Source organism: Actinoplanes sp. NBC_00393, from assembly GCF_036053395.1.
GTDB lineage: Bacteria > Actinomycetota > Actinomycetes > Mycobacteriales > Micromonosporaceae > Actinoplanes.
In genome coordinates this window covers 3,063,702-3,088,798 of sequence record NZ_CP107942.1, presented here as the reverse complement: position 1 = coordinate 3,088,798, position 25,097 = coordinate 3,063,702, and the positions used below count along the sequence as shown (strand labels likewise).

The window sequence follows — 25,097 nt, the reverse complement described above, 5'->3', positions numbered from 1 at the left end:
AGCACGAGATCACAGCTGGCGAAGGGACGGGACGATGACCGAGACGACGACGCAGGAACGGTTCACCGACGCGGAGCGCGCCGCCATGAAAGAACGGGCCGGCGAGGTGAAGGCGGCCCGGCGCGGCCCGCGCAGCAAGGCGGACGCCGAGGCCGACCTGCTGGCGAAGATCGCCGAGATGGGCGACGCGGACCGGGCGATGGCCGAGCGGCTGCACGCGATCATCAAGGCCTGCGCGCCGGAGCTGACGTCGCGGCTCTGGTACGGGATGCCGGCGTACGCGAAGAACGGCAAGACCATCTGCTACTTCCAGCCGGCCGGCAAGTTCAAGTCCCGGTACGCCACGCTCGGCTTCAACGACGACGCCCACCTGGACGACGGGGCGATCTGGCCGGCGTCGTACGCGCTGACCCGCCTGACGTCCGCCGACGAGCGGCGCATCAGCGACCTGATCCGAAAGGCCGCGGGGTGAAGGTCGGCGTCTGCCAGACCCCGGAGATCCTCGGCGACGTGACCCGGGCGGTGCACCTCGTCCGGGACGTCGCCGCCTCAGCGCACGCCGATCTGCTGTTGTTCCCCGAGTGCTTCCTGCAGGGCTACCTGGCCATCGAGGAGCACGTGCGCGACCAGGCTCTCGAGATCGGGTCACCGGCGTTCCGCGCGCTGCTGGCCGACCTGGGTTCCCTCCGGCAGATGCTGGTCCTCGGCATGATCGAGCGCGCCGGCGACGACTTCTACAACACCGCGGTGGTCATCGCCGGCGGCCGGCTCATCGGCCGCTACCGCAAATGCCACCTGACCGCCGGAGAATCGGTGTTCACCGCGGGAGCCGACTATCCCGTCTTCACCTGCGCGGGAACGCCATTCGGAATCAACATCTGCTACGACGCCCAGTTCCCGGCCGCGGCCGCCGCGGTCGCCGCCGCCGGAGCGCGGGCACTGCTGCTCCCCGCCGGCAACATGATGCCCCGGGAGAAGGCCTACCACTGGCAGCACCGGCACAACGAGATCCGCGCCCAACGCGTCCGGGAAACCGGCCTGTGGCTGGCCTCCGCCGACGTCACCGGCGAACGCGACAACCGCATCGGCCTGGGCCCAACCTGCATCCTGAACCCAGCCGGCCAGATAGCCGCCGCCGTCCCTCCCCACACCACCGGCGTAGCAGTCGCCGAGATAGACCCATGACCCACACACAGGCCACCTCAACGACCCCGTCTACGCCGGCCAGGGCTCCCGCCCGCCGCCGCCCTCTGCCCGCCGCCGCCCTGCGCGCCCGGCGCCCGGCCGGCCGGGCGGGCGGCGTCGGGCAGCCAATGCCCGCCGCCCGGTGCTTGGCGCCCGGCGTTTGGCGTCCACGCCGCCCGCCCGTCCGTCCGTGCCGCCCGTCCGTCCGTGCCGCCCGTCCGTCCGTGCCGCCCGTCCGTCCGTGCCGCCCGTCCGTCCGTGCCGCCCGTCCGTGCCCATCCGCCCGTGCCGTCGGTGCACGTCCGTCCGCCCGTGCTGTCCGCCCGTGCTGTCCGCTCGTGCTGCCTGTCGGGGCGGCGGGGGCACGGACGCGATTGCCACAGGTGGTTTCACCTTCCTCCTATGTCGGCCGACGGCGGTCAACGAGGATGCGGGGAACTAGGCACCTCCGGCTCCGGGATCGCCACGGCAAGCACACCCGGTCGGGCACCTACAGTGCCCGACCCCTGGTCGCAGTCACTCGCCTTGGCCAACCGTCACCCTCAAGAATTGGCTGCGTGAGCGACGACTGGGCCGTGCGAGCCGTCGCTCACGCTGGTCTTGTGGGCTTGATTAGCGTCGTGGACGACGGCTGGGTCGTGCGAGCCGTCGCTCACGCCGGTTAGGGCTCGTCGAAGAACAAGCCGTTGCTTGGCGGATTTCGATGCGTTGATCTGTTATGGCGGTATCGGAGGAGGAACGGGGCAGGCTGGCAGCGAAGTTTGAGGTGATCTTGCCGCATCTGGACGAGCGGCAACGCCGGTTGCTGCTGGGTGCTGAGGCTCGGGTGCTGGGGCATGGCGGGATCCGGGCGGTAGCGCGAGCTGCCGGGGTCCGGGAGGGCACGGTGGCTGCGGGCGTCGATGAGTTGGAGGCCGGGGTGGCGCCGCTGGGCCGGGTCCGCCGTGCCGGTGGCGGCCGGAAGCCGGTGACCGAACATGATCCCGCTCTGATGCCGGCGTTGTTGGGGCTGGTCGAGCCGGACGAGCGGGGGGACCCGATGTCGCCGCTGCGATGGACGACGAAGTCGTTGCGCCACCTTGCGCAGGAACTGGCCGGGCGGGGTCATAAGGCCGGGCCGGACACGATCGCTGCTCTGCTGCACGGTGAGGGATTCAGCCTTCAGGGCAATGCCAAGACTCTGGAAGGCAGACGCCATCCCGACCGCGACGCCCAGTTCGGCTACATCAACGAGCAGGTCAAGGATTATCTGTCCAGCGGTGACCCGGTCGTCAGCGTCGATACGAAGAAGAAGGAACTCGTCGGCGCGTTCGCGAACAAGGGCCGCGAGTGGCGGCCTGCCGGTGAGCCGGCCGTAGTCCGCACCCACGACTTCGCCGATCCGCAGCTGGGACAGGTGATCCCCTACGGGGTCTACGACCTGGCCGCCGACACCGGCTGGGTCGCCGTCGGCACCGACCACAACACCGCCGCGTTCGCCGTCGCCACTCTGCGCCGCTGGTGGGACGGCTACGGCCGTGACCGCTACCCGAACGCCGGACGGCTCTTGATCACCGCGGACGCCGGCGGATCCAACGGCTACCGCACTCGCGCCTGGAAAACGGATCTGGCCGCTCTCGCCGCCGAAATCGGGCTACCGATCACCGTCTGCCACTTCCCGCCCGGCACCAGTAAATGGAACCGTATCGAGCATCGCTTGTTCGCCCACATCTCGATGAACTGGCGGGCACGACCCCTGACCAGCCACGAGACCATCGTCCACACGATCGCCGCGACCACCACCAGCAGCGGGCTGCGCGTGCACGCCGAACTCGACACCGGCCACTACCCGACCGGCGTCGTCATCACCGACGAGCAGATGAGCACCCTGGCCATCGACCGTCACGACTGGCACGGCGACTGGAACTACACCCTGCGCCCCGACCCGGCCACACCCGCCGGCGAACCCGCGACAGCCCTACCACCGCTGCATCACCTGGCCGCGCTGGTGCACCCGGCCATCACCGGCATGCCCGACAGCGCATGGAACGACCTGATCAACCGGCTCACCGTTCCCCATCAAGCCCAACACGAAGCGTTCCTGCACAACCTGCGCGGCCACGCCCGGCCCCGCGGCGGCGGCCGCAAGATCCGCGTCACCCTCAGCCACCAACTACTGGCCACCTTGCTCCACGACCGCTACCAACTGCCCCGCAAGGTCATCGCCGATCTGTTCGGCGTCGCCGGCACCACCATCAACGTCGCCATCCGCAACACCCGCACCCTGCTCACCCAAATCCAGCACCCCATCGAACCCAGCAACATCCGCCTCACCAACCACACCGACCTCGCCGCTCACACCCGCGCCGCCGGATTCACCGCACCCGCCTTGATCAAAACAGCGAGTTAAAAATCGACGAGCCCTTATGAAGGCTGGATGAGAAGCGCGGCTAACGCCTGAGCACCCGAGCTGTCGCCCATGCACGGAGTGACACCCGATTCGGTCTCCCGGCGCCAGCCAGCTGGGTTGAGCTGGCGCTGGCGCATGCGAGGGCGGGGCGGCGAAGGCCGGGCGGCGAGGGCGTGGCGGCGGAGGGGCGTCGCTGGAAGACGGAGGCCAGGCGGCGAGGGCGGGCGGAAAAGGGGCCCCGCCGGAAGGCGATCGTGGCTGCAGGGCATGGCCATGGGCGAGCCCGAAATAAGGGCGTGAGCGACTGGTTGGGAGGGCGTCAGGTTTCGCGAGTGGCTTCGGCGACCTGTTGGAGGTGGCTGCGGTAGGACTGCCACCACGCCGCGTCGCCCGGGGCCATGTTGTCGTTGTCGGCGCGCAGCCCGGCGGCGCCGTCGATCAGTTCGCGGACGATGTCTGCGTGTCCCGCATGCCGGTTCGTCTCCGCGATCACGTGGACCAGGATGCGGTGCAGCGTCACCGAGCTGCGTTCCTCGGGCCACCACGGCACCCGGCCGGCGGCGTCCAGGTCCAGCGCCGCGATAGTGGTGTCGGAGTGCTGCCACACCCGGCGGTAGAAGTCGACGATCACCGCGCGCGACTCCGACGGCGTCGCCCACATGTCGGCGTTCGGCTCGGCGTCGTCCTCGAGGCCCGGCAGCACGTCGGCGAGCGGCCGCCCGAACGTCTCACCGAAATAGCCGGCCTCCACCAGCGCCACATGCTTGACCAGCCCCAGCAGGTTGGTGCCGGTCGGGGTCAGCGGGCGCCGCAGGTCGTACTCGGTGAGCCCGTCGAGTTTCCACAGCAGCGCGTCGCGGGCGGTCTGCAGGTAGTGCTGGAGGTCTGCTTTGGTCATGGGGAGCAGCATGGCATGACGGCGATCTCTAGGATGGGCGAGTGATCCTGGGTCGTCGATCTGAGCTGCAGGAATTGGAAGCCCTGTCGGCCCGGGCGGTGGCCGGCGAGGGCGGCGCCCTGGTGCTGCGCGGCGAGGCCGGGATCGGCAAGTCGGCGCTGCTGGAACACGCCGCCCGCGAGGCGGCGGCGCAACACATCCGGGTGCTGGAGACCGCCGGGGTCCAGGCCGAGGTGCATATTCCGTACGCCGGACTGCATCGCCTGCTCCGCACCGTGCCGGAGCTTTCCGGCGCGGCCGTGGAGATCCTCGGTTCGCCGGACACCCTGCCGTTCCGGGCCGCCGCCGCCCTGCTTGACCTGATCAGCGAGGCCGACGTGCCGATGCTGATCGCCGTCGAGGATCTGCAGTGGCTGGACGAGGCGAGCTGGGACGCGCTGGCGTTCGCCGCCCGCCGCCTGCGTGCCGACCGGGCGGCGATGCTGCTGACCGCCCGCGACGGCGAGGACGTGGATCGCCGCCTGACCAGGGCCGGGCTGGCGGAGATCCGGCTGCATCCGCTGGGCGACGAGGATTCGCGCGAGCTGCTGCGCAGGGTGGCCCCCACGCTGACGCCGGGTCTGGCCGGCCGGGTGCTGGACGCGGCCGGCGGGAATCCGCTGGGGCTGGTGGAGCTGGGCGAGGCGGCTTCGCGCTCGGGCGGCGCGGCGCTGCTGCCGAACTGGTTGCCGCTGAGCGAGCGGTTGCAGCGTACGTTCTCCGGGCTGGTGGCCGAATTGCCCGCCGCGACCCGCGAGCTGCTGCTGGTGGTCGCGCTGAACGACGGCGACGACCTCGGCGAGATGCTCCGGGCCCGCCCCGGCGCGCAGCCCGACGACCTGGAGCCGGCCGTGGTGACCCGTCTGGTCCACGTCGACGAGCACCATCGGGTCCGGTTCCGCCACCCGCTGCTGCGCTCGGCGCTCTACCAGTCCGCGACCATCGCGCAGCGCCGGCGGGTGCACGCCGCCCTGGCCGAGGCGGTGGCCGCCGACCCGCAGCGCAGTGTCTGGCACCGGGCCGCGGCGGCGTCCGGCCCGGACGAGGAGCTGGCCCGGCAGCTGACCGAGACCGCCATGGAGGCCCGGTACCGGCAGGCCGCCGGCATCGCGATCACCGCGTTCGAACGGGCTGCCAAGTTGAGCGAGGACCCCCTGTCCCGGGGCCAGCGGCTGGTCGCGGCGCTGGACGCCGCGAACGAGGAGGGCGATCCGGAACGCAGCCGGCGCCTGCTGGCCGAACTCGAGGGTCACCCGCTGGAGCCCGGCGACCGGATGCTGTACGAGCTGATCCGGGAGACCTATCAGGGCACCCGCTGGACCGGCGCGGAACGGCTGGAACACCTGGCGGAAGCCGTCGAGAAACTGGCCGCCGCCGGTGAGGTCATCCGCGCGGTGCAGACGCTGTGCCTGTTCGCCCTGCGGGTCCACTTCTCCGATCCCGGGCGGGAGCTGATTGATCGGCTGGTCACCGTCGTCGACCGGCTGGCGGGCATGACCGACGATCCGCAGACGGCCGCGCTGATGGCGCTGATCGCCCCGGTCGAGCGCGGCGCGGTCGCGGGCCGGCGGCTGCGCGCCGCACTGGTCGAGGGCGGCGCGGACCCGTACGTGCTCTCCCATCTGGGAATCGGTGCCGGCGGCATCGGCGACAGCCCCGCAGTGATCGCCTTCACGACCGCGGCGGAGATCGGCCTGCGGGCCCAGGGCCGGCTGGGTGTGCTGGCCCGGGTGCTGATCGCCCGTGCCGCGCACGCCGCCCACCTCGGCGACTCGCGTATCGCGATCACCTCGGCCGTGGAAGGCGTCGCTCTCGCGCTGGAGGCCGGCGAGCGGAACTGGGTGCCGACCGCCTGGATCGCCGAGGGGGCGGGCCGGGCGCTGCGCGGTGACATCGCGGGCGCGCTGCAGCAGGCCGACGCCATCGAGGCCGCGCTGCTGCCGGCCGGTCCCACGCCGCTGCTGTCCGGGGTGTCGCAGGTGCGCGGGATCGCGGCGCTCGCGGCGGGCCGCCCGGAGGAGGCGTTCCGAGAACTTCGCCGGATCCTCGATCCGGCGGACCCGCATCACCACCGCTGGACCGGGTTCCTGCTGGTCGGGCATCTCGCGGACGCCGCGGTGGGCTGTGGCGCGCTCGCCGAGTTGCGGCAGCTGGTGGACGAGCTGACCCCGGCGGCCGAGCAGGGTCGGTCGCCCGCGCTGCTGCGCGGCCTCGGGTACGCGCGGGCGGTGCTCACCGACACCGACGAGGGGTACGAGCAGGCGCTGGCCGACGATCTCACCGAGTGGCCGTTCGAGCAGGCGCGACGGCGTCACGCGTACGGCGCCTGGTTGCGCCGCCGGCGCCGCCCCGCCGAGTCCCGGCCGCTGCTGCGGGCCGCGGCCGCCACCTTCGACGCGCTCGGCGCCACCGCGTGGGCCGACCGCTCCCGCGCCGAACTGCGTGCCTCCGGCGAGTCGCTGCGCCGGCCCACCGACACCACCGCCGAGCTCACCCCGCAGGAGACCCAGATCGCCCGGCTGGCCGCGGAGGGGCTGAGCAACCGGGAGATCGCCGAGCGGCTGTTCCTGTCGCCGCGCACCGTGACCACCCATCTGTCCCGGATCTACCCGAAGCTCGGCATCCGTTCGCGCGCCGAGCTGGCCAGGGTGGCCGGGATTACATAGTTCTACGTACGCGAGTCGCGGCCGCCGGTCCCTAGGTTGAGGGAAACCACGACGTTCGGGGGACGCGCGCATGCTGTTCGGGGACCGGCTTCGCGAGTTACGGCGGGACGCGGGTTTGACCATGGAGCAGCTCTCCGACGCCTCCGGCGTCAGCGTCCGGGCTATCAGCGACATGGAGCGAGGGCACAGCAGAGCACCACAGCCGCGTACGCTCGCCGCGCTCGCCACCGCACTGGGACTGTCCGAGCGGGAGCACGAGGAGCTGGCCGAACCGGGCCGGGAGCTGCGGTTGCAGACGGCGCGGACCCGGCCGCGGCTGTGCGAGCCGCCGCGGGCGGTGACCGACTTCGTGGGCCGCGACACCGAACTCGCCCTGGTGGCCGGCGCCGACCAGGCTGGCCCGGTGGTGCTCGTGCACGGGCAGCCCGGTGTCGGCAAGACCGCGTTCGCGCTGCGCGCCGCCGAGCTGCTGCGCGACCGGTTCCCCGGCGGCTGCCTGTACCTGAATCTGCGCGGCGTCGACCCGCAGCCGATGGGCCCCGGTGAGGCCGCCGCGATCCTGCTGCGCGCCCTCGACGTGAGCTCCCGGCGGATGGCCGACTCCGACGAGGAACGCTGCAGCCAGTTGCGGGCGGCCCTGCGCGAGCGGAACTGCCTGCTGGTGCTCGACAACGCCGCCGACGAGGCCCAGCTGCGCCCGCTGCTGCCCGGCAACGGCGCCGGCCTGGTCGTGGTGACCAGCCGCCGGGTGCTCGGCGGTCTAGAGGACGTGCTGCGCGTCGCCCTCGCTCCGCTGGCCCCGGCCGAGTCCGCCGCCCTGCTGGCACGCATCGCCGGGCAGGCCGCCGACCCGGCCGCGGCCGGCGACGTGGAGGCGGTGGCCCGGCTCTGCGGCCATCTGCCGCTGGCGCTGCGGATCGCCGGCACCCGGCTGGCCAACCGTTCCGGGTGGACGGTCGGGAACCTGGTCGCCCGGCTGGCCGACGCGGATCGGCGGCTGGCCAACCTGCACACCGGGGACACCGGTGTGGCGGCCGCGTTCGCGCTCTCGCACGCGCAGCTCTCCGGCGAGGGGCGGGCCCTGTTCCGGCGGCTGGCGCACGTGCCGGGCACCGACTTCGCCGCGCCGATCGTCGCCGTGCTGACCGGCGCCGACCCGGACGACACCGAGGACCGGCTCGACGAGCTGGTCGAGCTGGGCCTGCTCGAGCACGAGGGCGCCGACCGGTTCCGGTTCCACGATTTGATCCGGCTGTTCGCCGGGGAGCGTCTGGGCATCGAGGAGCCGGCCGGCAGCCGGGCGGCGACCCGGAACCGGATGGCCCGCTGGCTGCTGGAGACCACGATCGTGGCCGGCCGCTGGTTCGAACCCGGGTACGGCGCGCTGCCGGACGGCTGGGCCGGCCTGGTGCCGCTGGCCACCCTGGAGCAGGCGGGGGAGTGGCTGCAGGCCGAGGCCGGCAACTGGCTCGGCGCGCTGCGGCTGCTCGCCGGCGCCGGTGAGGACCGCCTGGTCGTCGAGGTGGCCGAGGCCCTGCACTGGTTCTCCGACACCATGGTCGCCTGGCCGGGCTGGTACGAGGTGTACAGCCTGTCCCGCAACGCGGCCGCCCGCCTGGGCGACCGGCATCTGGAGGTCGTGCACCTCAACTACTACTCGTGGGCGGCCACCCACTGCGCCCGCCGCTTCGACGAGGGCATCCAGGCGGCGCTGGCGGCCCGCCGGCTGGCCGTCGAGATCGGCGACGTCAAGGAGGAGGCGTGGGCGCTGCAGTACCTGGCCTCCGCGCGGCGCTACGCGGGACGGCTCGAAGGCGCCCTGCACGCCTACCGGCAGGCGCAGGAGCTGGCCGACCGGGTCGGTGACCACGACGGCTACCTGCAGCTGTTCCAGGGCATCGGGCTGACCCTGAGCGCGCTCGGCCGGCACGAGGAGGCTCTGGAGCAGTTCCGGGCGACCCTGCGGGAGGTCCGCGTACGCCCGGTGGCGCCCCGCCCGGCGCTCGGCGCAACAGCTGTCGCCCGGGTCTCCGCCGCGCATTCCCTCGCCGTGCTGGGCCGGTGGGAGGCGGCCCTGGCGGAGGCCGAGCTGGCCCTGCCGGTGGCCATCGAGCTCGGCGAACCCACCAACCTCGGCTACCTGCACCTGGCCACCGGGATCGCGCGGGCCGGGCTGGGCGCCGCCGCCGAGGCCCGCGACAACCTGAACCGGGCGCTGGAGCTGCTGGAGGGCAGTGTCAGCCAGGACGTGCACGAGGTCCGATCGCGCCTGGCCGCGCTGCCGGGGTGAAGTTCTGCCGGTCGTCCTGCATGGTCACTATCGGACAGCGCTGATTGCATCTTCCGTATGGCGGCGTGACGCCACACGCCGTACGGATGAAAGGTCGTCCTCTCGATGTCTTCTCCCGTTTCCCGACGGACCGTCCTGGCCGGCACCGCTGCCGTGGCCGCCGCAGGCGCCGCGGTGGCCGCCAGTGCCGCACCGGCTGCGGCCGGCGGCAAGGGCCCGAAGCCCACGATCGTGCTGGTGCACGGCGCGTTCGCGGACGCCACCGGCTGGTCCGAGGTGATCAAGCGGCTCACCCACGACGGCTATCCCGTGCTGGCCCCGCCGAACCCGCTGCGCGGTGTCGTGTCCGACTCGGCGTACCTGGCCAGCTTCCTGAAGACCGTGCCCGGCCCGATCGTGCTGGTCGGCCACTCCTACGGCGGCGTGGTGATCACTAACGCCGCGACCGGCAACAAGAACGTGAAGGCCCTGGTGTACGTGGCCGCGTTCGCCCCGGCCGCCGGCGACACCGTGGTCGGCCTGCAGAACCAGTTCCCGGGCACCGAGCTGCACCTGGAGCAGATCGACTTCCGGCCCTACGAGATTCCGGGCGTCAAGAGCGTCGACGGGTACGTGAAGAAGGACGTGTTCCGGTTCATCTTCGCCGGTGACCTGCCGCGGTCCACGACCGACATCATGTGGGCGACCCAGCGGCCCGGTGACGGCGGCACCCTGCAGGAGCCGTCCGGGGACCCGGCCTGGGCGGCCATCCCGTCGTACTTCCTGGTCGCCCGCGAGGACAAGCTGATCCCGCCGGCCGCCCAGCGGTTCATGGCGCAGCGGGCCGGCTCGCACGTCGTCGAGGTGAAGGCCTCGCATGTCGCCATGATCTCCCAGCCCCGCATCACCGCCGATTTGATCCGGAAGGCCGCCCGATGAGCTTCGTGACCACCTCCGACGGAACGCACATCTTCTTCAAGGACTGGGGCGCCGGCCGGCCGGTCGTGCTCAGCCACGGCTGGCCGCTCAACTCGGACAGCTGGGAGGCGCAGGCCCTGTTCCTGGCCGAGAACGGCTTCCGGGTGATCGCGCACGACCGGCGCGGGCACGGCAGGTCCACCCAGACCTGGCACGGCAACGAGATGGACACGTACGCCGACGACCTCGCCGCGCTCATCGAGCACCTGGACCTGCGCGACGTCACGCTGGTCGGGTTCTCCACCGGCGGCGGCGAGATCACCCGATACATCGGACGGCACGGCACCGCCCGGGTCGCCCAGGCGGTGCTGGTCTCCGCGGTGCCGCCGCTGATGGTGCGCCGCGACGACAACCCGGACGGTGTGCCGATCGAGGTGTTCGACGGCATCCGGGCCGGTTCGCTCGCCGACCGCTCGCAGCTCTACCACGACCTCGCCGACGGGCCGTTCTTCGGCAACAACCGGCCCGGCGTGCAGATCTCGCAGGGCATCCGGGACGCCTTCTGGCTGCAGTCGATGGCGGCCGGGCACCGCAACGCGTACGAGTCGATCGCCGCTTTCTCGGCCACCGACTTCCGCGACGACCTCGCCAAGTTCGACGTGCCCACTCTGGTCATCCACGGCGACGACGACCAGGTCGTGCCGTTCGAGGTGGGCGGCAAGGCCTCGGCCGCGCTGGTCAAGGACGCCGAGCTGATCGTCTACCCGGGCGCGCCGCACGGCATCACCGACACCCACAAGGAACAGCTCGGCAACGACCTGCTGACGTTCCTGCGGGCCTATCAGGCCTGACACCGGGGGACAGCAGGGCCGGACGGCGGACCGCCGTCCGGCCCTGCTGCATGGTTACGTTAACAAGAGCTTTCCTAACACGTTCTTAACTGGCTGGACACTCTTGACGGTCTGGAATGTTAGCGAGAACATCGACGGGCACCGTCCCCACGGTGGGCGCAGACTCCCCGATCTGCGCCGCCCCAACCACCTGACGAGCGATTCCCCATCGATCGGAAGGCACATCCCCATGCGCAAGATCCTCGTGGCCGGCCTCGCCGGCCTGCTGGCCCTGGTGGCCGGCGCGACCGCGGCCGAGGCCGCCGTCTACCCGAACCCGGGCCTGGTCACCGGTTCCACCGGCGCGCACGACCCGACCATCGTGAAACGCCCGGCCGGCGGTTATCTGCTGGCCACCACCGGCGCGGGCATCACGCTGAAGACGTCCGCCGACCGGACCCGGTTCACCGACGCCGGCCGGGCGTTCCCGAACGGCACGTCCTGGGCGAACACGTACACCAACGGCGACGCGAACCTGTGGGCGCCGGACCTGTCGTACCACGCCGGTAAGTACTGGATGTTCTATTCGGCCTCCACGTTCGGCTCCAGCCGCTCGGCGATCTTCCTGGCCACCAGCGCCACCGGCGCGTCCGGCAGCTGGGCCAACAACGGTCTGGTCGTCGAGAGCACGACCAGCAGCAACTTCAACGCCATCGACCCGAACCTGATCGTCACGGCGTCGGGGGAGTGGTGGCTGAGCTTCGGATCGTTCTGGTCCGGGATCAAGATGGTCAAGCTGAACCCGTCGACCGGCAAGCGGGCGGACAGCACGATTCACCACCTCGCCGAACGGTTCGTGAACAGCAAGTCGGTCGAGGCGCCGGTGATCTTCTACCGGGGCGGCTACTACTACCTGTTCGTGGCGTTCGACTTCTGCTGCCGGGGCGCGTCCAGCACGTACCGGATCATGGTGGGCCGGTCCCGGTCGGTCACCGGGCCGTACGTGGACCGCGCGGGCACCGCGATGACGGCCGGCGGCGGGACCGAGATCCTCGCCTCGCACGACGCGATCTTCGGCCCGGGGCATCCCGCGGTTCTCGCCGACACCGACGCGGACGTGCTGGTCTACCACTACTACACCTCCTCGGGTGCCGCACGGCTCGGCATCAACCTGCTCGGCTGGGATTCGTCCGCCTGGCCGTACGTCTACTGATGGGAACCTTGATGCTGAGATTCCGCGCGGCGCTCGCCGTGCTCCTGATGGCGGCCGCGTCCTTCGTCGCCGTGACGCTGCGCCCGGCCGAGAGCCAGGCCGCGGTGTCGTTCACCAACCCGGTGGCGTCCGCCCCGTACGGCGCCGACCCGTGGATGGGCTACTACAACGGCTACTACTACGTGGCCGCGACCACCTGGAACTCGCAGGTCGTGATCAAGCGGGCCACCTCGGTGGCGGCGCTGCCCGGCGCGACCGAGTCGGTGGTCTACACCGGCACGGCGTCGAACAGCTGCTGCAACGTGTGGGCGCCCTCGATGCACCGGCTGTCCGGGCCGAACGGCACCCGCTGGTACCTGTACTACAGCGCCGGGACGACGGCCTGCTGCGACGGGCAGCGCTCGTTCGTGCTGGAGAGCTCCGGCGACAACCCGATGGGGCCGTACACGTTCAAGGGCCAGCTGAACGTGCAGGCCAACAACGGGTGGGCGATCGACGGCAGCGTGGCGACGATCGGCGGGAAGAACTACTTCCTGTACTCGTCGTGGGTCGGTGACCTGCAGTCGCTGTTCATCGCGCCGATGAGCAACCCGTGGACGGTCTCGGCGTACGGCACGCGGATCTCGTACCCGACCTACGACTGGGAGAAGCAGGGCGGCAACACCGAGGAGGGCCCGTACATCCTGCAGCGCAACGGGCAGACGTTCCTGACGTTCTCGGCGTCGTCGTGCAACACCGCGGACTACAAGATCGGCATGCTGACGCTGACCGGCTCGAACCCGCTGTCGGCGTCATCGTGGACGAAGAAGAGCACCCCGCTGTTCCAGCGCTCCGACGCCAACAGCGTCTACGGGCCGGGGCACCACTCGTTCTTCACCTCGCCGGACGGCTCGGAGACGTGGATGGCATACCACGCCAACGAGACCACGGCGCAGGGCTGCGGCGCGACCCGGACCACGCGGATCAAGAAGGTCAACTTCAACAGCGACGGCACCCCCAACCTGGGTACGCCGGACCGGCTCTCCACCTCGCTGACCGCCCCCGCCGGTGACCCGGGCGGCGGCGTGTCCTTCCCGGTCGCCGGCACTCGCTACCGGCTGGTCAACCAGGCCTCCGGCAAGGTCCTCGACGCGCAGAACTGCGGGACCGCGAACGGCACGGCGATCCAGCAGTGGACGTCGCTGGGCAACGCCTGCCAGCAGTGGACGTTCACGAAGACCACCAGCAACTACTACCGGATCACCAACGCCAACAGCGGCACCGTGCTCGACTCGGTGAACTGCGGCGCAACCAACGGCACCGCGCTCAACCTGTGGGCGAACCTGAACAACGCCTGCCAGGAGTGGAGCCTGACCCCCATCAACGGCGGCTACCTGATCGCCAACCGGGGCAACGGCCTGGTCCTGGACGTCACCAACTGCGGCGCCGCCGACGGCGTCGCGGTCCGCCAGTGGGCGTCGCTCGGCAACGCCTGCCAGCAGTGGAACATCACCGCCTAGACGGCGATCAGATCCCGGCGCGCGGCCTCGTATTCGCTCTTCAGGCGGGTTACCAGGTCGCGTGCCGGGCGTACCGCGTCGACCGCGCCGATGCCCTGGCCGGAGCCCCAGATGTCGCGCCACGCCTTGCTGTTCGTGGCGGTCGCCGCGCCGAAATCCATCGCCGACGGGTCGGAGCCGGGCAGGTTGTCCGGGTCCAGGCCGGCGGCCTCGATGCTGCCGCGCAGATAATTGCCGTGTACGCCGGTGAACAGGTTGCTGTACACGATGTCCTTCGCGCTGCCGGCGACGATCATCTCCTTGTACGCCGCGCCGGCCTGTGCCTCGGTGGTGGCCAGGAACGCGCTGCCCACATAGGCCAGATCGGCGCCGGCGGCCTGTGCGGCGAGGATCGAGCGGCCGTGTGCGATCGCGCCGGACAGCAGCAGCGGGCCGTCGAACCAGGAGCGGATCTCCTGGACCAGCGCGAACGGTGACTGGGTGCCGGCGTGCCCGCCCGCGCCGGCGGCCACCGCGATGATGCCGTCGGCGCCCTTGTCGATCGCCTTGCGCGCGAACTCGTTGCTGATCACGTCGTGCAGGACCAGTCCGCCGTACGAATGCACCGCGTCGTTGATCTCCGGCCGCGCGCCGAGAGAGGTGATCACGATGGGCACCCGGTGCTCGACGATGACCGCCATGTCCTGCTCGAGGCGGCGGTTGGAGCGGTGCACGATCTGGTTCACCGCGAACGGCGCCACCTTCGCGCCCGGATTCGCCGCGGCATAGGCGGCGTTCTCGCTGGTGATCCGGTCGAGCCACGCGCCGAGCAAGTTGGCCGGGCGGGCGTTGAGCGCCGGGAACGAGCCGACCACGCCGGCCTGGCACTGGGCGATCACCAGGTCGGGTCCCGAGCACAGGAACATCGGGGAGGCGACGACCGGGATCGTCAGGGTGTCCTTGAGCAGCGCGGGAAGGGCCATGGCCGGATGCTATGCCGAATCAGGGCCTCTATGCAACTAGTTGCATACAGCTCGGAGCAGCGCGACCAGATCCGCCGTCGCGGGATGGCTGGGCGGTTCCCGCCAGGCCACGTGCAGCTCGATCGGCGGGGCGCCGGTCAGCGGGACGTAGGCCACGGCCGGGTACGGGTAGGTGGCCGCGGTGGCGGTGCTGGTCACCCCGACGGTCCGCCCGGCGCTGATCGCGGCCAGCCAGTCGTCGGTGTTGGCGACCTCGACCGTCCTCGCCGGGGTGGTGCCCGGTGGCCAGAGATCCAGCGTGGTCGTACCCGTCACGGTGTTGAGCGCGACCGTCCAGTCGCTGAGGTCCGCCAGCGTGCAGACCTCGCGCCGGGCCAGGTCGCTGTCGGCGGGCACCGCCGCCACCCGCGCCTCGGTGGCCAGCAGCAGGCTGGCCACCTCACCGGGCAGCTCCACCGGGTCGCGCAGCACGACCACGTCGGTGCGGCCCTGCGCCAGCCCGGCGGTCCGGTCGTCGATGCGCAGCAACTGCAGGGGAATGAGCGGGTGGGCGGCCTGCCACTCGCGCAACACGGTCGTGGTGCGAGCCCCGAGCGCCGACCAGGCATGCCCGAGCCGCAGCGGCCACGACCCGGCGCGGGCCGGATCCAGGACCTCGTCGACCGCAGCGACCGCGGCCCGGGCCCGCTCGTGGAAGGCGCGCCCGGCCGGCGTCAGCTCCAGATGATGCGTGGACCGGTCGGCCAGCCGGACCCCGAGGTGCTCCTCCAACTGCCGCAGTGTGCGGGACAGCGCCGGCTGGGTCAGGCGCAGGCTCGTGGCCGCCCGCGTGATGCTGCCCTCGGCGGCGATCGCCAGGAAGGCGCGCAGATGCCGCAGGTCGACGGTCATAACCGTGGAGCATAACCACGAGCGGATCGGCATTTCCCTGCTCGCCGGACACTGCCTAGCGTCGTTGACGTGACCGACACCCTGCCGCGCATCGAGACCGCACCCCGGCGCACCAGCTCGACCGCGGTCGGCCTGGTGCTCGCCGGCGCGCTGTCGGTGCAGTTCGGCTCGGCGGTCGCCGCCTTGCTGTTCCCGAAGGCCGGCGTCGCCGGGGTGGTCGCCCTGCGCCTCACCATCGCGGCGGTGCTGATGCTGCTGGTCTGCCGGCCGCGGCTGCGCGGGCACCGCCGGGCGGACTGGCTGCTGGTCGCCGGGTTCGCGGTCGCACTGGCCGGTATGAACACGCTGATCTATCAGGCCATCGACCGGATTCCGCTCGGCACCGCGGTCACCATCGAGGTACTCGGGCCGCTGCTGCTGTCGGTCGTGATGGCCCGGCGGGCCGCGAGCTGGCTATGGGCCGGGTTTGCCGCGACCGGCGTCGTTCTGCTCGGCTACCAGGGCTTCGAGCGGCTGAATCCGGCCGGCGCGGCGTACGCCCTCGGCGCGGCGGTCATGTGGGCTGCGTACATCGTCTTCTCCGCCCGGACCGGCCGCCGCTTCCCGAAGGCCGACGGCCTGGCCCTGGCGATGGCCGGCGCCGCCCTGCTCACCCTGCCCTTCGGCGTCGCCGCGAGCGGAACCGCCCTGCTGCACCCGGCCACCCTGGCGCTCGGCGCCGCCGTGGCGATGCTGTCGTCGGTGCTGCCCTACACCCTCGAACTCCTCGCCCTGCGCCGGATGGCCACCGCCACCTTCGGCGTGCTGACCAGCCTCGGCCCGGCGATCGCGGTGCTCGCCGGCTTCCTGGTCCTCGGCCAGCGGCTGACCTGGGTGGAACTCCTGGCCGTCGCCCTCGTCATCGCCGCCAGCGTCGGCGCGGTCCGCACCCGCTAGCCGGCCAGGTCCGCCTGCATCTGCCGCAGCCACTGGATCGCCGCCGGCGGATCCGTCGCCAGTTGCTGGTGCACGCGGGCCAGGTCGGTCGCCCAGTCCGGCTCGGTGTCCGGCTGGAACACCTGCAGCACCACCGAGTAGTAGAGCAGGGCCGCCGCCAGCGCGGTCGATGCCTGCTCGTCGGCGGCTGCGCGCAAGCCGTCACTGGTGATCCGCGGCCACGAGTCGTCGGCCATCAGCTTCGGATCGCCACCCTCGGCGGCCACCCTGCTGAAACCCCGCTTCACCGCGTGGACCTCGAGAGACACCAGCTGCGTGGCCACCGCGTCCAGGTCCGAGCCGGCCGTGGACCGGCGATGCAGTTCGAACATCGTGCGCGCCACGCGCAGCACATCGCGCGGCATGCCGCCGGCCAGGCAGTGGCACAGCATCCAGAACCGCGACGGTACGCCGGACACGCGATTGCGCAGCAGGGCCACCGAGTCGGACATCAGCATCGGGCGCAGGTGCACGATGTGGTCGAAGGCGCTGTCGAAGACCGTACGGGCACGCACCACCCGGCGCTCGAAGTTGGCCAGCGCCTCCTCCGAGACCGCGACCAGGTACGCGCAGTGTTCCACCCCGAAGATCGCCTTGATCTCGTTGAGGAACGTCTCGGCCAGCTCCGGCTCGGCGATCCGGTCCAGCTCGTCGATCGCGATCACCAGCTTGCCGCGGCCGCCCGTCTCGGCCCGCCACCACGCCGCCACCTCGGTGGTGAACTCCCGGTAGGCGGCCACCACGTCCGGCAGGCTCTGCGGCTGCTCCGCCCACTGCCGGCCCCACTTCCAACCCAGCTGCACCGACAGCGGCGCGGCCTGGCCGGCGTGCTCGACCGACATCGTCTGCAGGTACCGGATCTGCCGCAGCCGGCGGGTCGCCTCGGCCGACAACTGTGCGCCGCTGGTCTGCTCGGCCGCCCGCAGGCCGCGCGCCAGCAGGTAGCACGTCAGGCCGAGCAGGACGTACGTGCCGGTCAGCTCAGGCAGCGGATAACGGTCCACCAGCAGCTCGCGGGTGCCGGGGAACAGCACCGCCAGCACGCAGCAGACGAACAGGAGCCGCATCAGGCCGGCGGCGAGGCGGCGCAGCCTCGCCGGCTTGGTACGGCCCGGACGCCGGAGCACCGCCTCGCACAACTGGGCGTACAGGTGCAGCATGAAATCCCGCGGCTCGTACCGCACCGGCGCCGAGATCATCAGCCCGAACGTGTCGGCGTCCGCCGCGTCCTCGGTCAACGACCGCAGCATCGTCGTCTTGCCGACACCGCGCGAGCCGCTGATCGCCACTGCGTGCGCGCCGAGGAAGAACACCAGCGTGCGGACCTGCTCGATCTCCGAACGCACGACGAGGCGGTCGGCGCTCGCATCGGCCAGGGTGGGCGAGATCGGCATCCGCGGCAGCACCGGGGCGGGCCTTCCCGCATCGTCCGCGCCGACTTCGTCCGCCTCGTCCTCGTGCTCAGCCGCTCCCGCCGGACCGTCGGCGTGCCGTTCGAAGGCCGCGCGCAGCCGATCCTGGATGATCTTGTCAGCGGCCATGCTCCAGTTCGCCGCCGGCATGATCCAGGAGAGCAGCCGGCCCGGCGCGGCCCGCAGCACGGCGGCGACCGCGAGCGCCAGGCAGCCGAGCAGCAGATAGAGGTCGATCTCCGGCAGTTCGTTGGCGCGGACCGCGAAGGTCCATCGGCGGGCCACATCGGCGGGCAGCAGGGTGCCCTCGTACAGGGCTTGTATCAGTGTTCTTGCTGGCTTGACCAGAAATTGGATGAGCAACCCCGCCACGATCAGGGCGGCGATCAGGGTCAGCACCAGCGGCACCAGGCCGCGGATCCCGGCCCGGCGCGGGCCGGTCAGCGCATTGAAGATCTCGGCAGGCGGTTCGGTCGCGGCCCGCACGGCATCGCCCCAGAATTCCGGGTACGCGGCGCGCAGCCGCTGGAACTCCGGTGTGCCGCTCTCCCGGATGGCCGTGCTCTTGTACTGGCTGCGCAGAAAGCCGGCGGCGTGCTCCTCGACCCGGGCCCGTTGCCGCTCCAGGAACAGGTCGAGGCCGTCGACGCTCGCCGTGACCGCCACGAGCACCGCTGCGCCGATCAGGACCACGCCGACGGAGATCGCCGCCAGCGTCGTGTGGGCGGCGGCGAAGGCCCAGACGAACAGCGCCAGAAAGACCAGCGGCCCGGCGCCGAGCAGCCGGACGAGCGGGCGTGACCCGCGGTCTCGCCGGCTGCGCCGGTGGGAGTCCGTCAACTGCTGGCCTTCTGCCACACGGAGATGTGGCTGTCGCTGTCAGCGGTGAACGGCTCGCGGTTCCAGCCGCCCCAGCGCTGCACCAGTTGCAGCCCGGCGATGCGGGCCATGAGGTCGAGTTCGGCCGGCCACACGTAGCGGTGTGGCGTGGAGAACCGCCTGGCCTCACCGCCGAGATTCCAGTAGTGGTGCGACCAGGCGATCTGGGTCACGACGTCGTACTCCTCGAAACCCAGATGCGCCGGGGTGTGCGTGAAGACGTGCCGCGTCTGGCCGGGCGGCAGGCGGCGAAGCTGCGGCACGTAGTTCTCGATGACGAACCGGCCGCCCGGCTCGAGGTGGCGGGCCGCGTTGCGGAAGGCCTGCACCTGCTGATCCTGGGTGGTCAGGTTCGTGATCGTGTTCCGCAGCAGGTAGACCAGGGAGAAGCTCGCCCCGACCTCGGCGCTCGCGAAGTCGCCGATGGTCACGGCGACATCCGCACTGTCGGGAAGCTGCCCGGCCATCGCGGCGGACAGTTCGATGCCGTGCACGCGCACCCCTCGGCGGCTCAGCCGCAGCGCGACCCGGCCGGTTCCGATCCCCAGCTCCAGAGCGCTGCCGCCGGCCAGACCGGCCAGGAAATCAACGGCAGGATCGAGTACGGCGGGGTCGAACAGCTCCGGCCACAGCCGGGCGTAGTGTTCGGCTATCCATTCGTCGAAATACGGCTCTGCCATGGGTCAAGGCTTGCGGCCCACGCCTCCGAAAGCGTCGATGTCGATCGGAGTGTCCACCCGGTCGTCCGGCCGCCAGCGCGGGCACGGCACCACACCCGGCTCGACCAGCTCGAGGCCGTCGAAGAACGAGGCGATCTCCTCCGGGCTGCGCAGCTTGTAGGGCATCGCGCCGGTCTCGTTGTAGCCCTCCTGAGCCTCCTGGATCTCGGCGCTGACCACACTCGTGCCGTCGTTGAGCGACAGGTAGCTGCCGGACGGCAGCGGTTCGAGCAGCTCCCGGACGATCGCGCGGGCCCGGCCGGTGTCGTCGACGTGCCCGAGCACGCCGCTCAGGATCAGCCCGACCGGCTGGTCGAAGTCGAGAATCGTCCGGGCGGCCGCGAAAATGGCCGCCGGATCACCGAGGTCGGCGTCCACGTACTGAGTGACACCCTCCGCCGTGCCGGTGAGCAGCGCGCGGGCGTGCACCAGGACCAAGGGGTCGTTGTCGACGTACACGACCCGGGCCCCGGGAGCGATCCGCTGGGCAACCTCGTGGGTGTTGTCGGCGGTAGGCAGACCGGTGCCGACATCCAGGAACTGGCGGATCCCCGCTTCCCTGACGAGATACTCGATGCTGCGGGTGAGAAACTGCCGCGACGCCCGGGCCACGTCGACCACCCCCGGGAAGACCCGCCGGTACTCGTCACCCGCCGCCCGGTCAACCGCAAAGTTGTCCTTGCCGCCCAGCCAGTAGTTCCAGATCCGGGCGGAATGCGGCACCGAAGTATCGATGTTCGTCTCGTCCACAATGCACAGTCTTGCGAGATCCCGCCCCAGGCGCAAGAACCCTCCCAGCGGCACGCGGCCTCATATTCGAAGCTGCTCGCGAAGGACGTGGCGGATGCTTCGTCCTGGACTGGACTAGGGACGCTGGGTGCGGCCGGCTTGTACACCGGTGCGATCCCGGCCGCCCTGCGACAGTGCCCGGCGGACTCCGCGGCGCATCCGGCGTGAGGCGTTGGGCTGCTGGGTGAGGGTGAGCACCTCGGCCTCGGTGAGTTCGGGGCGGGTGGCCAGCGCGAGCGCAGCGGCAAAGGGGCGGCCGCCCGGCTGGTTGAGCGAGGCCACCACCTCGCCCAGCACGAACCGCAGCACCGTCCGGTCCGCATGCGGATGGCCGGCGATGTCGGCCAGCACCTTGTTGCGCGTCCATCGGTTCAGACTGTCGAGCGAGACTGCGCCCAGAGTGGTGGCATCCGCCTGCGGGCACCGGGCCACCTCGCTGCGCACGAACGGGTACGCGCTGACAGCCAGCATCCGCAAACCCTCTTGGTCGATGCGCGGGTCGTGCACCAGGTTCTGGTAATGCAGCGGCGTGCGCTCACGCGGCAGCAGCTCGTCGATGTGAACCACCGGCGCATCGTGCCACGCCGGGGTACGGGACCGCGCCGGTGCTAAGGCGCCATGGACCGATCCCCGGCGGAGATCAAGTTTCGTCGACGACCACCGCCCGCATCAGGAAGCCCGCGAACCGCCGATCACCGCAGTCCGCCACCCACTTCCGGGCCTCCTGCACCGGCGTGATCAACCCGGAGCCGGCCGCCCGCTCCGGGTCGCAGTCCAGCTGCCAGCCGTCCATCCAGGCCGTGATGCTCACGCCTTCTCCGCCAGCGAGACCAGCCGCGTCAGATCAACCGCCAGCGCCTTCTGCACATCGTCGCCCATCTGCCGGGCCCACCGGCGTGCCCGGCGTCCCTGCAGGTAGGCGTGCACCGACAGGTGACTGCCGGCGCCCCGTGGTCGGGCCTCGTGATGCACTGTCAACCGGGCGCCGCGCAGCAGGGTGGTGTCCGCATACACCGAGTCGGGCTCGAAAGCGGTCACCACGAACGGTGTGGGCGTGCCTCCGACCGCCTTCGACACGCCCCGGGCGCCGACTGCGAAGGGCTCGTCGAGCCGGAGGAACTCCATGCTGGCGCTCCACTCCTGGTGAGTGGCCAGATCACACCACCGGGCATGAAACCACGCCGGCCCGACACTCGACTCAGCGGAAACCCGCGCAACCTCGATCATGCCCGGAACCTAACACCGGGGTACGACACTTCAGCCCTGCGTGTTCCCGATCAGCCGCTGTAACACCTTCAAGGCGACGACATAGTCGGCATCGTCGATTCCCTCATGGATCTGCCGGCGGATCTCAGGCGCGTACCCCTTCAGTTCCACCCGCGCCGCCTCCCCGGCCTCGGTGATCCACAACCGGCCGTCGTCCCCGTCGAGGCGCAGCCAGCCCCGGTCGACCAGCACCTCCGCCTCGGCCGCCAGGTCGTCCTCGGCCCGCAGATAGGACCGCATCTCGTGCCGCAGCTCATCGACGGTACGACCCTGCCCGTCGGGGGAGAGGTCACTGGGGGAGAGGTGCCGCAGCAGCCAGAATTGTGGCTGCGTGTACCCGTGTTCCGCCTGCCGCGCACGAGTGAAGGCGATCAGCGACTCGTACGCCACGCCGGTCCAGTAGGCGGCCGGCTGCCCGGCCAGTTCCGCATCGGTGACTGTCATGATGCCGACGCTATGACCTGAAGTTCGGTTCAGGTCAACCAGCGGGTCGCACCAAGATCACCAGCTGTCTATCCTGGCCCGGTGCTCCCCTCCCCGGCCGGACCCCGTGGCCTGCTCGACGTCGTTTCCGCCGGTTATGCGCTGGTCCGGGCCGAGTGGCGCCGCCTCCTGACCGTGCAGCTCCCGGTCGTGGCAGTACTCCTCACCGGCGGCCTCCTCACCGGAGCCACCTGGCTGGTAGCCGTCGCGACGGCGCTGCAGTTCTTCGCTGTCGTCACCGGGGCACTGATCTTGATGGGCTCTGCTAGGCCGTACCGGGACGCCGTACGCAAATCGCTCTTGCCTCTGGCCGCGCTGCTGCTGGCCGCCGGCGCCGTGCTCACCCTGCTCCCTGCCGTGCCCGGCACGCTCGGCGGGCTGATGCTGGCGGCGCTGGCCCTCGGCCCGGCCTGGCTGGCCGTCCGAACCTTGACGCCGCGCCCCGCCGGGATGGTGACCCTGGCGGTGCTGCTGGGCGCGGTCGTCCCCCAGATGCTCGTCGCCGGCCTGGCGGACCAGACCGCGCCGGCGCTCAAAGCTCCGGTCCTGATCGCCGCGCTGGCGGCATCCTCCGCAATCATCGCCGCCTCCACCGGCGCGGCCCCGGCGACCCCGAGCCCGCCGGCCGGCCGGCTCTGGGTGGCCGCAGCTGCCGTCCTGGCGCTGATCGTGCTGACCACAACCGGCATCGGCACGATCGACCTCGACCGTGGCTACCGCAGCACCGACGCACCGTCCGGCGGCACGCTGGCCGTGTCCTGGCCGCCCGGCCAGCACCCGGTCGTCGTCACCACCAACGGAGTTCGCTTCTGCGACTCTGATCTCTGCGACGACTTCACCGCCCACAACGGCGGCCCCGACCTGACCGATTTTCAGGGCACCGCCGGGATCGGCGTGAACGGCGCCGTCCTCACCGCGATGATCACCGGCGGACCGCTCAACGGCGGCCCGTTCATCGAGTACGCCCACTGCACCCGCGCCGAAGGCTGCCGGGACGGCCGCCTGCCGATCCGGTTCGCGGGCAAGGAGAGCGGCGAGAAACGCCTGCTCGAACTGGCCGTGTCGGTGGCCCCCGACAACGAGCTGTGGTTCTTCGTCGCCACACCGTTCGACGCCACCCGCTACCGGCTCCTGCTGATCCGCTGCCCCGACACCTCGTGCACCACCGCTGAGCAGCACGATGCCGGCACCGTCGAACGCCGCACTCGCCCCTACGGTCCCGTCCGGGACGGCTTCCTGACCCGCCTGTCCGTCGACGCCGACGGCCGCCCGCTCGCCTCGCTGTGGTCCGACGGCGTCGTACACCAGGTGACCTGTGCCCCGGTCACCTGCGACCAGATCCGGACCGCTCGCCCCGCCGCGCCCGAGACCGTCACCTTCTGGGCGACCCCTACGGTCGTCGGTGACGACATCGCCGCCCTCGACGACGGCAAGATCTGGCTGGGCGTGTGGTTGATGCTGGGGGACAAGTTCACCCACGCGCCCGGCGCCGTAGCCCGCGCCGGCGACACCGTCTACGCCACCGAAGCGATCCGCGGCGAGGGAATGGGCTACCAGCAGGTGCTGTTGCGCTGCACCGGGACCGACTGCCACCGGACCCCGCTCGACTCCTACGAACGCGGCCGGAACCCGGAGCTACTCGCCCCTGCCGCCGACGGCCGGGTCCTCATCGTCCGCGACGACAAGATGGTCCTGGTCGAGCACCTCTAGGAAGCCTTCCGGGTCAGGGTCTGATTTTCGGTTCCGGCATTTTCGGGGTACGAGCTACGCCGTCATGCCTTAGTCGTGGCCGTTCCGCCGTTCGGCGCGAGCCGGCTGCCGGGGCGCGGCAGTCGGCGCGCCCGCCGGGCTCATCCCGCTGGTCACGCTCAAACCGCAGCCGCCTGCTGGCGACGTCATCCGCTTCAGCGCCGGTTCTTCCATTCCGACTGGGCACGGAGAGCGGCTGGGTAGGGCGAGCGGCTTGCGCGGCCGGAGGCTGCGCTCAGAGCTGGGCTGGGGAGACGGGGTGAAGCGCAACGATCAGGGTGAGCCCGGCAGTCGCCTCGGGGGCCGTGACGCGATGCCTGGATCGCGCGGCACGGCAGAGCGGACACGACTTCGGCGCGACGGCGTAGCCCGTACCCCAAAAAGGCCGGAACCGAAATGCAGACCCTCACCCGAGATTCATTCGCGCGGCCACCCCGCCAACCGTCCGCGCAGCTCGGCGATCGCCCCCGCATCCAGCCCATACAGCGCGAACCGCCGATCATCCAGCCGGTCCAGATACCGCCCCGCGTCCGCCACATCCTCCGGATCGAGCGCCGGATCCGCGGCATGCGCCAACTCCAGCACCCGCTCCAGCGGATACCGCTCCAGAGCCGCCGCCACATCGATGTAGTCGCGCACCTCGCGCCGGTTCACCAGCGCCGCCACCTTGGTAGCCACAAGATCGTCGAGGTGCATCACCGGCCCGACATCCATCACCACCGGCGCCCGGTTGCGATCGAGCCGGCACAACGTCAACCGCAGCGCCCGGCTGTCCCCGGCCACCACGAACTCCTGAATGTCCGCCGACATCCCCGCGAACAACTCGTCCGCGTCTTCGCGCACCACCCGGTACCCGGCCGCGGTCAGCGCCGCCGTCACCTCCCCGGCCGCGGCAACCACCCCACCGGCGGTGTCCGTGAACAGGTCGATGTCCTCGGTAGGCCGCGCCACCAGCCCGTTCACCAGCCACGCCACCCCGCCGCCCAGCACGAACCCGTGCTTGTCGGCAACGGCCAGCGCGATGCGCGCCACGTCCCGGTAGAAGTCGTCGACACTCACGCGAGGA

The 25,097-nt window shown here is 71.2% G+C and carries 22 protein-coding genes; 11 read left to right on the top strand and 11 right to left on the bottom strand.

Going from position 1 to position 25,097, the window contains the following annotated elements:
- Window positions 1–34 precede the first annotated feature (34 nt).
- From OHA21_RS14460 to OHA21_RS14450, 3 genes are all read left to right on the top strand, one after another.
- Window positions 35–472 carry an iron chaperone gene (locus OHA21_RS14460; protein ID WP_328474174.1) on the top strand — a complete coding sequence of 146 codons (438 nt, stop codon included), beginning with the start codon at window positions 35–37 and terminating at the stop codon, window positions 470–472.
- Window positions 469–1,185 carry a carbon-nitrogen hydrolase family protein gene (locus OHA21_RS14455; RefSeq protein WP_328474172.1) on the top strand — a complete coding sequence of 239 codons (717 nt, stop codon included), beginning with the start codon at window positions 469–471 and terminating at the stop codon, window positions 1,183–1,185. Before OHA21_RS14460 ends, OHA21_RS14455 begins: the two co-directional genes overlap by 4 nt.
- Window positions 1,186–1,903: 718 nt before the next feature.
- Complete coding sequence (locus OHA21_RS14450; RefSeq protein WP_442875064.1) at window positions 1,904–3,574, top strand: ISAzo13 family transposase; 1,671 nt, start codon at window positions 1,904–1,906, stop codon at window positions 3,572–3,574.
- Window positions 3,575–3,893: 319 nt separating this feature from the next.
- Here OHA21_RS14450 and OHA21_RS14445 read toward each other — a convergent pair whose 3' ends face one another.
- Entirely contained in the window at window positions 3,894–4,472 is a 579-nt protein-coding gene (locus OHA21_RS14445; RefSeq protein WP_328474170.1) for a DinB family protein, read from the bottom strand.
- A gap of 41 nt (window positions 4,473–4,513) precedes the next feature.
- Between OHA21_RS14445 and OHA21_RS14440 the strand changes: the two genes are divergently transcribed.
- From OHA21_RS14440 to OHA21_RS14415, 6 genes are all read left to right on the top strand, one after another.
- Window positions 4,514–7,177 carry an ATP-binding protein gene (locus OHA21_RS14440; protein WP_328474168.1) on the top strand — a complete coding sequence of 888 codons (2,664 nt, stop codon included), beginning with the start codon at window positions 4,514–4,516 and terminating at the stop codon, window positions 7,175–7,177.
- Window positions 7,178–7,247: 70 nt separating this feature from the next.
- A complete protein-coding gene (locus tag OHA21_RS14435) occupies window positions 7,248–9,467 on the top strand; it encodes an ATP-binding protein (protein ID WP_328474166.1) in 2,220 nt (739 codons plus the stop codon).
- Between the two features lie 105 nt (window positions 9,468–9,572).
- Window positions 9,573–10,385 (top strand): alpha/beta fold hydrolase, encoded by an 813-nt coding sequence (locus tag OHA21_RS14430; protein WP_328474164.1) that lies wholly within the window; start codon window positions 9,573–9,575, stop codon window positions 10,383–10,385.
- Entirely contained in the window at window positions 10,382–11,215 is an 834-nt protein-coding gene (locus OHA21_RS14425) for an alpha/beta fold hydrolase (RefSeq protein ID WP_328474162.1), read from the top strand. Before OHA21_RS14430 ends, OHA21_RS14425 begins: the two co-directional genes overlap by 4 nt.
- A 229-nt stretch (window positions 11,216–11,444) precedes the next feature.
- On the top strand, window positions 11,445–12,407 hold the full coding sequence (locus tag OHA21_RS14420) for an arabinan endo-1,5-alpha-L-arabinosidase (protein WP_328474160.1): 963 nt from the start codon (window positions 11,445–11,447) through the stop codon (window positions 12,405–12,407).
- A gap of 11 nt (window positions 12,408–12,418) precedes the next feature.
- A complete protein-coding gene (locus tag OHA21_RS14415) occupies window positions 12,419–13,906 on the top strand; it encodes a family 43 glycosylhydrolase (RefSeq protein WP_328474158.1) in 1,488 nt (495 codons plus the stop codon).
- On the opposite strand, the gene OHA21_RS14410 is transcribed toward OHA21_RS14415, so the two are convergent.
- Window positions 13,903–14,868 carry an NAD(P)H-dependent flavin oxidoreductase gene (locus OHA21_RS14410; protein WP_328474156.1) on the bottom strand — a complete coding sequence of 322 codons (966 nt, stop codon included), beginning with the start codon at window positions 14,866–14,868 and terminating at the stop codon, window positions 13,903–13,905. The two genes, OHA21_RS14415 and OHA21_RS14410, sit on opposite strands and share 4 nt — an antisense overlap.
- 36 nt (window positions 14,869–14,904) lie before the next feature.
- Entirely contained in the window at window positions 14,905–15,759 is an 855-nt protein-coding gene (locus OHA21_RS14405; RefSeq protein ID WP_328474154.1) for a LysR family transcriptional regulator, read from the bottom strand.
- A gap of 69 nt (window positions 15,760–15,828) precedes the next feature.
- Between OHA21_RS14405 and OHA21_RS14400 the strand changes: the two genes are divergently transcribed.
- Window positions 15,829–16,695, top strand: a complete 867-nt coding sequence (locus OHA21_RS14400) for an EamA family transporter (RefSeq protein ID WP_328474152.1) — start codon at window positions 15,829–15,831, stop codon at window positions 16,693–16,695.
- Here OHA21_RS14400 and OHA21_RS14395 read toward each other — a convergent pair.
- The 7 genes from OHA21_RS14395 to OHA21_RS14365 all read right to left on the bottom strand — a co-directional run bounded on the left by OHA21_RS14395 (window position 16,692) and on the right by OHA21_RS14365 (window position 22,243).
- Window positions 16,692–19,004 carry a P-loop NTPase fold protein gene (locus tag OHA21_RS14395; RefSeq protein WP_328474150.1) on the bottom strand — a complete coding sequence of 771 codons (2,313 nt, stop codon included), beginning with the start codon at window positions 19,002–19,004 and terminating at the stop codon, window positions 16,692–16,694. The two genes, OHA21_RS14400 and OHA21_RS14395, sit on opposite strands and share 4 nt — an antisense overlap.
- Window positions 18,983–19,705 (bottom strand): class I SAM-dependent DNA methyltransferase, encoded by a 723-nt coding sequence (locus OHA21_RS14390; protein WP_328474148.1) that lies wholly within the window; start codon window positions 19,703–19,705, stop codon window positions 18,983–18,985. Before OHA21_RS14390 ends, OHA21_RS14395 begins: the two co-directional genes overlap by 22 nt.
- A gap of 3 nt (window positions 19,706–19,708) precedes the next feature.
- Window positions 19,709–20,494, bottom strand: coding sequence for an SAM-dependent methyltransferase (locus tag OHA21_RS14385; RefSeq protein ID WP_328474146.1), 786 nt, complete (start codon window positions 20,492–20,494; stop codon window positions 19,709–19,711).
- A 114-nt stretch (window positions 20,495–20,608) separates the two neighbouring features.
- Window positions 20,609–21,100, bottom strand: coding sequence for a hypothetical protein (locus tag OHA21_RS14380; protein ID WP_328474144.1), 492 nt, complete (start codon window positions 21,098–21,100; stop codon window positions 20,609–20,611).
- Between the two features lie 73 nt (window positions 21,101–21,173).
- Window positions 21,174–21,344, bottom strand: a complete 171-nt coding sequence (locus tag OHA21_RS14375) for a hypothetical protein (protein ID WP_328474142.1) — start codon at window positions 21,342–21,344, stop codon at window positions 21,174–21,176.
- Entirely contained in the window at window positions 21,341–21,760 is a 420-nt protein-coding gene (locus tag OHA21_RS14370) for a hypothetical protein (RefSeq protein WP_328474140.1), read from the bottom strand. The genes OHA21_RS14375 and OHA21_RS14370 overlap by 4 nt, the downstream gene beginning before the upstream one ends.
- A gap of 30 nt (window positions 21,761–21,790) precedes the next feature.
- Entirely contained in the window at window positions 21,791–22,243 is a 453-nt protein-coding gene (locus OHA21_RS14365; protein WP_328474138.1) for a MarR family transcriptional regulator, read from the bottom strand.
- Window positions 22,244–22,324: 81 nt separating this feature from the next.
- Here OHA21_RS14365 and OHA21_RS14360 point away from each other — a divergent pair, with 81 nt between their 5' ends.
- The gene (locus OHA21_RS14360; RefSeq protein ID WP_328474136.1) at window positions 22,325–23,992 is read left to right on the top strand and encodes a hypothetical protein; all 1,668 of its coding nucleotides are present in this window, start codon (window positions 22,325–22,327) and stop codon (window positions 23,990–23,992) included.
- Window positions 23,993–24,448: 456 nt separating this feature from the next.
- Here OHA21_RS14360 and OHA21_RS14355 read toward each other — a convergent pair whose 3' ends face one another.
- Window positions 24,449–25,090, bottom strand: coding sequence for a nucleotidyl transferase AbiEii/AbiGii toxin family protein (locus OHA21_RS14355; RefSeq protein ID WP_328474134.1), 642 nt, complete (start codon window positions 25,088–25,090; stop codon window positions 24,449–24,451).
- Window positions 25,091–25,097 lie beyond the last annotated feature (7 nt).